Source organism: Stenotrophomonas sp. B2 (assembly GCF_014947095.1).
Classification (GTDB): Bacteria; Pseudomonadota; Gammaproteobacteria; order Xanthomonadales; family Xanthomonadaceae; genus Stenotrophomonas; species Stenotrophomonas maltophilia_P.
The window spans coordinates 146,264-157,415 of sequence record NZ_JADCQA010000004.1 but is presented as its reverse complement, the minus strand read 5'-3'; the positions used below and the strand labels follow the sequence as shown (position 1 = coordinate 157,415).

General features: G+C 66.9%; 7 protein-coding genes. 5 read left to right on the top strand and 2 right to left on the bottom strand.

Annotation, left to right across the window (positions count from 1 at the left end):
* Nucleotides 1-14: 14 nt before the first annotated feature.
* Both IMX13_RS05855 and IMX13_RS05850 read right to left on the bottom strand, forming a co-directional pair.
* Nucleotides 15-3,248 (bottom strand): efflux RND transporter permease subunit, encoded by a 3,234-nt coding sequence (locus tag IMX13_RS05855; protein WP_193396005.1) that lies wholly within the window; start codon nt 3,246-3,248, stop codon nt 15-17.
* 74 nt (nt 3,249-3,322) lie between these two features.
* Nucleotides 3,323-4,564, bottom strand: coding sequence for an efflux RND transporter periplasmic adaptor subunit (locus IMX13_RS05850; RefSeq protein ID WP_053515617.1), 1,242 nt, complete (start codon nt 4,562-4,564; stop codon nt 3,323-3,325).
* Between the two features lie 185 nt (nt 4,565-4,749).
* Here IMX13_RS05850 and IMX13_RS05845 point away from each other — a divergent pair, with 185 nt between their 5' ends.
* The 5 genes from IMX13_RS05845 (at nt 4,750) to IMX13_RS05825 (ending at nt 11,082) form a co-directional block, all read left to right on the top strand.
* Nucleotides 4,750-6,069, top strand: coding sequence for a M20 family metallopeptidase (locus tag IMX13_RS05845; RefSeq protein WP_053515620.1), 1,320 nt, complete (start codon nt 4,750-4,752; stop codon nt 6,067-6,069).
* 541 nt (nt 6,070-6,610) lie between these two features.
* Nucleotides 6,611-7,429, top strand: coding sequence for an NADPH-dependent 7-cyano-7-deazaguanine reductase QueF (queF, locus tag IMX13_RS05840; RefSeq protein WP_053515757.1), 819 nt, complete (start codon nt 6,611-6,613; stop codon nt 7,427-7,429).
* A 287-nt stretch (nt 7,430-7,716) separates the two neighbouring features.
* The gene (locus IMX13_RS05835) at nt 7,717-8,010 is read left to right on the top strand and encodes a LysM peptidoglycan-binding domain-containing protein (RefSeq protein WP_053515622.1); all 294 of its coding nucleotides are present in this window, start codon (nt 7,717-7,719) and stop codon (nt 8,008-8,010) included.
* A 47-nt stretch (nt 8,011-8,057) separates the two neighbouring features.
* Nucleotides 8,058-8,564, top strand: a complete 507-nt coding sequence (locus IMX13_RS05830) for a hypothetical protein (protein WP_053515624.1) — start codon at nt 8,058-8,060, stop codon at nt 8,562-8,564.
* 295 nt (nt 8,565-8,859) lie between these two features.
* Nucleotides 8,860-11,082 carry an NADP-dependent isocitrate dehydrogenase gene (locus IMX13_RS05825; RefSeq protein WP_193396004.1) on the top strand — a complete coding sequence of 741 codons (2,223 nt, stop codon included), beginning with the start codon at nt 8,860-8,862 and terminating at the stop codon, nt 11,080-11,082.
* Nucleotides 11,083-11,152: the final 70 nt, after the last annotated feature.

Here is an 11,152-nt window from a genome sequence, read left to right as displayed (position 1 = left end):
CAGCGGGGCAGGGGTCATGCCTGCGGCTCCTGCAGCGTGCCCTCGCGCAGTGCGCGTTGCTCGCGGCGGCGCGCCAGCCACTCGGAGAAGCGCTCCATGTACAGGTAGATCACCGGCGTGGTGTACAGCGTCACCAGCTGCGAGAGCAGCAGGCCGCCGACGATGGCGATGCCCAGCGGTCGGCGCAGTTCCGAGCCGATGCCGGTACCCAGCGCGAGTGGCAGCGCGCCGAGCATGGCCGCAGCCGTGGTCATCATGATCGGGCGGAAGCGCAGCAGGCAGGCGCGGCGGATCGCTTCATGCGCGTTGGCACCGGCGCGGCGTGCTTCGATCGCGAAGTCCACCATCATGATGCCGTTCTTCTTGACGATGCCGATCAGCAGCACGATGCCGACGATGCCGTCCACCGAAAGGCTCAGGCCACACAGCATCAGCGCCAGCAGCGCGCCGACGCCTGCCGGCGGCAGGGTCGAGATGATCGTGATCGGATGGATGTAGCTCTCGTACAGCACGCCCAGCACGATGTAGATGACCACCAGCGAGGCCAGCAGCAGCCACACCACATCAGTCTGGCTGCCGGTGAACTCGGCGGCCTTGCCGATGAACTCGGCATGCAGGTGCGCCGGCATGTCCAGACTGTCCTTGGTCTCCTGGATCGCGCGTACCGCTTCGGACAGCGAATAGCCCGGCGCGACGTTGAACGAGACGGTCACGGCCGGCAGCTGCTGCTGGTGGCTGACCACCAGCGGCGCGCTGGTCACCTGGCCTTCGGCCAGCGCCGACAACGGAATGATGTTGCCGGCACCGACCGTGATGCCGGTGTTCTGCGCGCCGATGCCGGTGGCCGTGGAGGAGTTGGAGGAGGTGACCTGGCCGAAGCTGGTGGCGTTGGTGCCGGTCAGCGCGCCAGCACCGTTGGAGGCCACCGCCAGCTGCTCCATCAGCGCGGTGCTGGTGCGGAACTCCGGTGCCACTTCCAGCACCACGCGGTACTGGTTGAGCTCGGTGAAGATGGTTGAGATCTGGCGCTGGCCGAACGCATCGTAGAGCGTGTCGTCGATGGTCTGCATCGGCACGCCCAGCACGCTGGCCTTGTCACGATCGATCGTCAGCTGCAGGGCACGGCCCTGGTTGGACAGGTTGTTGTCCACGTCGGCCAGCTCCGGCCGCTGGCGCAGGGCCTCGGTCAGGCGCGTGGCCTGGGTGGCGACGGTGGCCGCGTCCACGTCCGACAGGGAGTACTGGTACTCGGTCGCGGCCACGCGGGTGTCGAGGGTGACGTCCTGCACCGGCTTCAGATACAACGCTATGCCGGGAATCCCGGCGACGGCCTCCTGCAGGCGCGGCAGGATCCGGTCCAGCCCATCACGCTGGCTGCGCTCCTTCAGCACGATCGACAACTGGCCCTGGTTGAGCGTGGGGTTCATGCTGCCAGCACCGATGAAAGCCGACACGCCAGTCACATCCGGATCCTTGCGCAGCGCTTCGGCCACCTGCCTGGTGCGCTGCTCCATCTGCGGGAACGCGATGTTCTGGTCGGCCTGCACCACGCCGGTGATCAGGCCGGTGTCCTGCTCGGGCAGCAGGCCCTTGGGAATCAGCACGTACAGCAGAACGGTCAGCACAAGGGCGCCGCCGGCCACGGCCAGGGTCAGGCGCTGGTGGTCCAGCACCCAGTCCAGGCTGCGCTCATACAGGCCGACGGTGCGGCTCCACACGGTCTGCTTGCCGGCCGCGTGCGCCCGTTCATGCGCGTCCTCGCCTTCCGGCAGCGCGTCGGGCTTGAGCAGGTAGGCGCACATCATCGGGGTGAGCGTCAGCGAGATCAGCATCGACAGCACGACCGCGATGCTCAGCACCCAGGCGAACTCATGGAACAGGCGGCCGGTGACGCCGGGCATCAGCAGCAGCGGCAGGAACACTGCCACCAGCGATACCGTCAGCGACAGCACGGTGAAGCCGATCTGGCGCGCACCGATCTCGGCCGCTTCCTTGCCGCTCTTGCCCTGCTCGATGTAACGGACGATGTTCTCGATCATGACGATGGCATCGTCGACAACGAAGCCGGTGGCGACCACCAGTGCCATCAGCGAAAGGTTGTCCAGCGACATGCCGGTGAACGCCATCACCGCGAACGTGCCGGCCAGCGACAACGGTACCGCCACCGAAGGAATGATCGTGGCCCACAGGCGGCGCAGGAACACGAAGATCACCGCCACGACCAGGCCGATGGTCAGTACCAGGGTGAACTGCACTTCGTGTACGGAGGCGCGGATGGTCTCGGTACGGTCGTTGAAGATCTCCAGATGCACGTCGGCCGGCAGCACGCCCTGCAACTGCGGCAGGATCGCGCGGATGCGCTCGACGGTCTGCACGATGTTGGCGCCCGGCTGGCGGCGCACTTCGAGAAGGACTGCCGGCTTGCCGTCGGCCCATGCGGCAAGCTGGTCGTTCTCCACGCCGTCCACCACCGCGGCCACGTCCGACAGCCGCACCGGGCGGCCGTTCTTGTAGCTGATGATGGTGTCGCGGTATTCGGCGGCACTGGACAGCTGGTCATTGGTGCCGATGCTGTAGGACTGCGTCTTGCCGTTCAGCGAGCCCTTCGGCGCATTGACGTTGGCCTGGGTGAGCGCGCTGCGCAGTTCTTCCAGGGTCAGGCCCATGTTCGACAGCTGCGCCGGATTGACCTGGATGCGCACCGCCGGGCGGACATTTCCGGCGATCGACACCAGGCCCACGCCCTGCACCTGCGACAGGCGCTGGGCCAGGATCGAATCGGCGTAGTTGTTGACCTCCCGCAGCGGGCGCGTGTCCGAGGTGAGCTTCAGGGTGACGATGGCCGCATCGGCGGGGTTCACCCGGTTGTAGACCGGCTGGTAGGGCAGCGACGAGGGCAGGGTGGCCTGGCGGATCGCCGCCTGCACGTCCTGCGCGGCGATATCGATGTCGCGGTCCATCGAGAACTGCAGGATGATCGTCGACAGCCCGGCCGACGAATCGGACGTCATCAGGTCCAGGCCGGAGATCTGGCCGAACTGCCGCTCCAGCGGGGTGGTGACCAGCGAGGCCATCGTGGTGGCATTGGCACCCGGGTACTGGGTGGTGACCACCAGGCTGGGCGCATCGATTTCCGGCAGTGCCGACACCGGCAGCTTGCGATAACCGAGAATGCCCAGCAGCAACAGGCCCGCCATCAGCAGCGAGGTGGCGATCGGGCGGCGGATGAAGATCGTCGAAAAGCCCACGGACTGATCCTTGCTGGCGCTTCAATGGCAGCGCCGGCGTCGATGCCGGCGCGAAAGGAGTCGGTGGCCTGCGCTCAGCGCGGGCCACCACCGCGGCGGCCTGCGCCGCCACTCTTCTGTTCGGCGGCCTTCAATTCGGCCTCGGTTGGCGCAGCCGGGGTCTCACCGGGCTTCAGGGCCGTGACCTTGCTGCCGGGCTTCAGGCGGAACTGGCCTTCACTGACCACCCGCTCGCCGCCCTTCAGGCCCTCGGCGATCTGCACGTGGCTGTCGCCCACTTCCACGCCGCTGCGCACGGTCTGCATCTTCACCGTGTTGTCGCCCTGCACGACGTAGACATACTCGCCGTCCGGGCCACGCAGCACGGCCTGGGTCGGAATCACCACGCCGCCGCCGATGGTGCGCAGCTGCATGCGCACATTGACGAACTGGCCGGGCCACAGGCCGTTGTCCGCATTGTCGAACACCGCGCGTGCCTTGAAGGTGCCGCTGTCGGCGCTGATCAGGTTGTCGACCACATCGAGCTTGCCGTCGCCGGACAGCACGTGCGAATCGGCACGGTCCAGCGCGGCCACCGGAACGCTGCCGGCCGCCTGTGCCTGGCGCACATCGCCGAGCTGGCGTTCGGGCAGGTTGAACAGCACGTGGATCGGGTGGATCTGGGTCAGGGTGACCAGGGCGGTGCCCGCGTTGACCACGTTGCCGGCATCGACTGCACGGATGCCGGCGATGCCGGAGATCGGCGCAGTGACCTTGGTGTACTGCAGCTGCACCTGCGCCGAGCGCATGCTCGCCTCGTTGGCGGCCACTGCGCTTTCGTACTGTGCCACTTGGTTGCGTTGTGTATCCAGATCGGTCTTGGCGACGTACTGGCGGTACTCGGGGGCATTGGAGCGCTGGTAGTTGGAGCGCGCGGTCGCCAGCAGCGCCTCGTTCTGGCGCTTGGCGGCAGCGGCCTGGTCATAGCTGGCCTGGGCGGTACGTGGGTCGATCACCGCCAGCACGTCGCCCTGCTTCACTTCCTGGCCTTCGCGGAAGTTCAGGCTCATCAGCTGGCCGCCGACCTGAGGGCTGACCGTGACGGTATTCATCGCGGTGACCGTACCGAGCGCACTGGCGTAGACGGGCACGTCCTGGCGCACGGCGTCGACCACGGTCACCGGTACCGGTGCGGCATCGGCGTCATCGCCACCTTGGCCGGCGGCGACGCCGGGCCTGCCGGCCTTGTCCTTGCCACCGCCCAGCACGCGCAGGCCCACCACGGCCAGCACCAGTACGGCCACGACCAGCAGCACGATCTTCCAAACACGTGACATTCAAGGACTCCAAGAGGGCTGGACGGGCGGGGCCCGGTGGGCAATGCGCAAAGCATACCTGTGCCACATCACGTTTCCTGCATGACGGATGGGACGGGCGCTAGGACCGGGACCGGCCGTGGAGGTTCCCGTAAAGGCAGCGTTGCCCTACATTCAGGTGCAGAACCCTGCCGTGGAGTACCGAGATGCGCCGTTCGTTGCTGCTGTCCGCCCTGATCCTGGCCCTGCCGGCCCTTGCCCATGCCCAGGACGGGCAGCGCCCCGAGGTGACCGCGGCCGCACAGCGGCTGCAGGCCAAAGTGGTGGAGTGGCGCCGTGATTTCCACCAGCATCCGGAGCTGTCCAACCGCGAAGTACGGACCTCGGCCGAGGTCGCCAAGCACCTGCGCGCAATGGGCCTGAAGCCGAAGACCGGCATTGCCCATCATGGCGTGGTGGCGATCATCGAAGGCGGCAGGCCGGGTCCGAAGATCGCCCTGCGCGCCGACATGGACGCGCTGCCGGTGACCGAACAGACCGGCCTGCCGTTCGCCTCGAAGGCGACCGATCAGTACCGCGGGCAGACGGTGGGCGTGATGCATGCCTGCGGCCATGATGCCCATACCGCCACCCTGCTGGGTGTGGCAGAGGCGCTGGTGGCAATGAAGAAGGACCTGCCGGGCCAGGTCATGCTGATCTTCCAGCCGGCAGAGGAGGGCGCGCCGCCGCCGGAAGAAGGCGGTGCCGCGCTGATGCTGAAGGAGGGCCTGTTCGCCGACTTCAAGCCGGAAGCCGTGTTCGGCCTGCATGTGTTCTCCAGCGTGCAGGCCGGTCAGATCGCCGTGCGTGGCGGTCCGCTGATGGCCGCCTCGGACCGCTTCGGCATCAAGGTGATCGGTCGCCAGACGCATGGCTCCGCGCCGTGGAACGGTGTCGACCCGATCGTTGCCACGGCCGATCTGGTCGGTACCGCGCAGACCATCGTCAGCCGTCGCGCGAATCTGTCCAAGCAGCCGGCGGTGCTCACCTTCGGTGCGATCAACGGCGGCATCCGCTACAACATCATTCCGGATGAGGTGGAGATGGTCGGCACCATCCGCACGTTCGACGAGGGCATGCGCCAGCAGATCTTCGCCGACCTGCGCAACGTCGCAGAGCACACTGCGGCCGCGCACGGGGCAAAGGCGGTCACCGACATCTACGAATCAGAAGGCAACCCGGCCACGGTCAACGATCCGGCGCTGACGGCGCGCATGCTGCCGAGCCTGCAGGCGGTGGTGGGCAAGGACAACGTGTACGAACCGCCCCTGCAGATGGGCGCGGAGGACTTCTCGCTGTATGCCAAGGAGGTGCCGGGCATGTTCTTCTTCGTCGGCTCCACCAGCGTTGGCATCGATCCGGCGACGGCACCGGCCAATCATTCGCCGAAGTTCCTGCTGGATGAGAAGGCGCTGGACGTGGGACTGCGTGCACTGCTGCAGGTGAGCCTGGACTACCTGCATGGTGCCGGCACCCCGGCAGGGTGAGGCTTTGCGGCAGGGCTTGCAGCCCTGCACCCCTGACGCAACGGCAACGTCAGCGGCAAAAGCGGTGCTGGATTTCTGTTGGTTGGGCGCGGCGGTGTGGGCCTGCAGGACACGCCGTAAACCCGTCCATGGGGGCTCGATGGCGCCATCCATGGCGCCAACGGTCCTGCAGGCCCACACCGCCCCGCCCCCGACAGGTTCACGCGGCTGCTGGTAGGTGTCGACCTTGGTCGACACAGGCAGACATCGGGAATGTCTGAAGGATTGGCTTTTGATTTTGATTTTTCTGATCTTTCCCGTGGTGGTGGCTGCGTGCAGGGAACTGTCAGGGGCCGGGTGGGTAGGCGGGGCGGGGGTGTCCGCGGCATGGATGCCGCGGCCAAGCCCCCAAGGACGGGTTTACGGCGTCCCCCGACCCGCCTACCCACCCGGCCAAGCCGATAGACCGCCTTCCACGACCAACCGACAAAACCACCACGGAGGGGCTCCGCCGTTGGCCGGCCCGGCCGGAGGCCCAGCCGCGTCGCGATACAATGGCCCCATGAACACCCCCCAGGATTCCAGCCTCGGTCGCGAGGTCAGTTACCCGTCGCAGTACGATCCCGGCCTGCTGTTTCCCATCCCCCGCCGCGCCGCCCGCGCCGAGATCGGCCTCGACGACACCGCGCTGCCGTTCGTCGGCCATGATCGCTGGCATGCGTTCGAGCTGAGCTGGCTCGACCCGCGTGGCAAGCCGCAGGTGGCCGTCGCCACCGTGCAGGTGCCCTGCACCTCGCCGTGCCTGATCGAATCGAAGTCGTTCAAGCTGTACCTGAATTCCCTCAACAGCAGCCGCATCGACAGTGCCGAGGCACTGCATGCGCGTCTTGTCGACGATCTGTCAGCCTGTGCCGGCGCACCCGTGCAGGTGGCGTTCGGCCTGCCCGAACTGCGCCCGGTACCGCTGGGCGAATCCATCGACGGCCTGGACCTGGAGATCGACTGCTACGGCCCCCCGCAGGCGGACTTCCTCTCGGCCGACGCTGCGCAGCCGGTGGAGGAGACGTTGGTTTCCGCGCTGCTGAAATCCAACTGCCCGGTTACCGGCCAGCCGGACTGGGCCACGGTCAGCCTGCGCTATCGGGGGCCGAAGATCGACCGGGCCGGCCTGCTGCGCTATCTGGTGAGCTACCGCGAGCACGCGGAATTCCACGAGCAGTGCGTGGAGCGGATCTTCAGCGAGGTCTCCGCGCGCTGCCGGCCGCAGTGGCTGGAAGTGGAAGCGCGCTACACGCGTCGCGGCGGCCTCGACATCAATCCATGGCGCGCCAGCCCCGGCATCGCGGCCCCGGCCGCGACCTACCGCGAGCTGCGCCAGTAACCGCCGCAGGCGGTTACGGTAGCGCCGGGCCATGCCCGGCGAGCGCAGTGGCCCCACCGATCCCTCGCAGGCGGTTACGGGTAGCGCCGGGCCACGCCCGGCGAGCGCAGCGGTCCCAGCCACCGCCGCCGGGCATGGCCCGGCGCTACCGGTGGAGCAGCGGGCAGGGGGTGTTCATCTCCCGATTGTTCAGCCCCCCGGGGGGCTGCTTCACATCTGCACCATCCCCATTTAACAACCGCCATGGCACCGTGCGAACCACGTAGTCATGCAGACGGGAGTTGTGGATGAGTACCGAGAAGAAAGCTGATTTCTCCGGCGTCAGCGCCAGCGTCGACAGTACCGCCCAGCAGGCACCGAAGGCGGACTTCTCCGGCGTCAGCGGCTCGGTGGACAGCACCGCCGAGGTGGTCAGCGGCGGCACCTACACCGTGCAGAAGGGGGACTCGCTGTCGAAGATCGCCAAGGCGCATCTTGGCGACGCAAATGCCTGGAAGAAGATCTTCGAAGCCAACCGGGACGTGCTCGATGACCCGGACAAGATTTTCCCTGGCCAGACCCTGAAACTGCCACCGAAGTAAGCCGGCCGCGCCCGCACGCCATCCGACAATCCTGGGAGGAACACCGAATGATCAAGACCACGCCGCTCCAGACCGCCCTGCTGACCGCCCTGTTGGGCAGCGTCGCCCTGGTGGGTTGCAAGAAGAAGGAAGAGTCGACCGACAGCAATGCAGCGCCCGCTGCCACCGCCCCGGCCGAAACGGCCCCGGCACCGATGACCGGCGCGCCGCCGCCGATGTCTGAGGCGGCAGTAGCCGTCTCCTCCGTCTCCGTCGGCAAGACGGCGGCAGCGGACAAGTCCGTCGCTCCGGCAGCACTGTTCGCGCCGAAGGACGATGTGATCGTGTCGGTCCGCACAGACGGTGCTGCCAACAACGTCAACGTCGGCGCCAAGCTGACCTTCCAGGACGGTCAGGTCGCCGGCGAGCAGAATGCCACGCTGAACACCAGCGGTGCCGAGACCACCAACATCACCTTCAAGAATGCCAATGGCTGGCCGGCCGGCAAGTACCGCGCCGAAGTCATGGTTGATGGTAAGGCGGCCGGAACGCCGCAGGAGTTCGAGGTCAAGTAAGTCCTGCCGACTCTCTCCCGGCAGGGCTCACGATGGACGCAGCCGCGAGGCTGCGTCTTTTTTTTTCGTGACACCCCCAGCCGGGTGAATCACTGCGTTGCAGTACCGGCGCGTATGGCGCGGCTTTGCCCCGCGCGGCTGAAAACGCGACAATGCAGGGGTTTCCCCGCCGCGCGCCCACCCTGACGGCGACGGGGGAAAGCGTGGGGCCAGGCCCCGCGCGAGACACGGTTGCACGTGGTCCGGCGCTGCCGCCGGGCTTTCCCTGAGCACTGCTACAGAGTCCAAGTCCCCCATGTCCAAGATTCTCTACACGCTGACCGACGAAGCCCCGTTCCTGGCCACCCAGTCGCTGCTGCCGATCGTCGATGCCTACACCGCCACCGCTGGCATCGTGGTGGAAACCCGCGACATCTCGCTGTCCGGGCGCATTCTTTCGCAGTTCCCGGAACTGCTGGGTGAGGAGCAGAAGGTCAGTGACGACCTGGCCGAGCTGGGCCAGCTGGCGACCACGCCGGACGCCAACATCATCAAGCTGCCCAACATCTCCGCCTCGGTGCCGCAGCTGAAGGCGGCCATCAAGGAGCTGCAGGACCAGGGCTATCCGTTGCCGGATTACCCGGAAACGCCGGCCGACGACCAGCAGCGCGACTACAAGGCGCGCTACGACAAGGTCAAGGGCAGCGCGGTGAATCCCGTGCTGCGCGAAGGCAACTCCGACCGTCGCGCGCCGCTGTCGGTGAAGAACTATGCCCGCAAGCATCCGCATCGCATGGGCGCCTGGTCCGCCGATTCGAAGTCGCACGTCTCGCACATGGACGCGGGCGACTTCTATGGCAGCGAAAAGTCGGCAACCCTCGCCAACGCCGGCACCCTGAAGATCACCTTCCATGGCAATGACGGCAGCACCGTCGTGCTGAAGGAAAAGACCGCGGTCAAGGCCGGTGAGATCGTTGATGCCGCCGTGATGAGCCGCAAGGCGCTGGCTGCCTTCATCGACGCGCAGATCGCCGATGCCAAGAGCCAGGGCGTGCTGTTCTCGCTGCACCTGAAGGCGACCATGATGAAGGTCTCCGACCCGATCATGTTCGGCGTGGTCGTGGAAGAGTTCTACAAGGACGTGCTGGCCAAGCACGCCGACGCCATCCGGCAGGCCGGTTTCGATGCCAACAACGGCATCGGAGACTTGGTCGCGCGCCTGCCGTCGCTGCCGGAGGCCACCCGTGCCGCCATCGAAGCCGACCTGAAGGCCGAGTACGCGCAGCGCCCGGGCCTGGCGATGGTCAACTCGGACAAGGGCATCACCAACCTGCACGTGCCGAGCGACGTGATCGTCGACGCCTCGATGCCGGCGATGATCCGCGACTCCGGCAAGATGTGGAATGCCGAAGGCAAGCTGCAGGACACCAAGGCGGTCATCCCGGACCGCTGCTATGCCGGCGTCTACCAGGCCGTCATCGACGACTGTAAGGCGCACGGCGCCTTCGACCCGGCCACCATGGGCTCGGTGCCGAACGTCGGCCTGATGGCGCAGAAGGCCGAAGAGTACGGCTCGCACGACAAGACCTTCCAGATCGCCGCCGACGGCGTGGTCAAGGTCACCGATGACGCGGGCAGCGTGGTGTTCGAGCACGCGGTGGAGGCCGGTGACATCTGGCGCATGTGCCAGACCAAGGACGCCCCGATCCAGGACTGGGTCAAGCTGGCGGTCGAGCGCGCGCGCCTCAGCAGCACCCCCGCCGTGTTCTGGCTGGACGCTGCCCGCGCCCATGACGCGCAGGTCATTGCCAAGGTCGAGCAGTACCTGAAGAACCACGACACCGCCGGCCTGGACATCCGCATCCTGCCGCCGGTGGAAGCCACCGCGTTCTCGCTGGCCCGCATCCGCAAGGGCGAAGACACCATCTCGGTGACCGGCAACGTGCTGCGTGACTACCTGACCGACCTGTTCCCGATCATGGAGCTGGGCACCAGCGCCAAGATGCTGTCGATCGTGCCGTTGATGGCCGGTGGTGGCCTGTTCGAGACCGGTGCCGGCGGCTCGGCTCCCAAGCATGTACAGCAGTTCGTTGAAGAGGACTACCTGCGTTGGGATTCGCTGGGTGAGTTCCTGGCGCTGGCAGCGTCGCTGGAGCATCTGGGCAACCGCTACGACAATGCAGCAGCCCGTGTACTGGCCAAGGCGCTGGACGAAGCCAACGGCCAGTTCCTGGACAACGACAAGTCGCCTTCGCGCAAGCTCGGTGGCATCGACAACCGTGGCAGCCACTTCTACATCGCGCTGTACTGGGCGCAGGCCCTGGCCGCGCAGGACGAGGACGCCGCACTGAAGGCACGCTTCGCCCCGCTGGCCAAGGTCCTGACCGACAACGAGCATAAGATCGTCGAAGAGCTGATCGCAGTGCAGGGCAAGGCCGTGGACATCGGCGGCTACTACCGTCCGGACGTGGAAAAGGCCAGCAAGGCGATGCGCCCGAGCGCGACCTTCAACGCCGCGCTGGAGCAGCTGCGCGGTTGATCCATCGCCGTTCGGTCGTGACCCCGGAACCCGCGCTTCGGCGCGGGTTTCTTTTTGGCTCCGGGGTCAG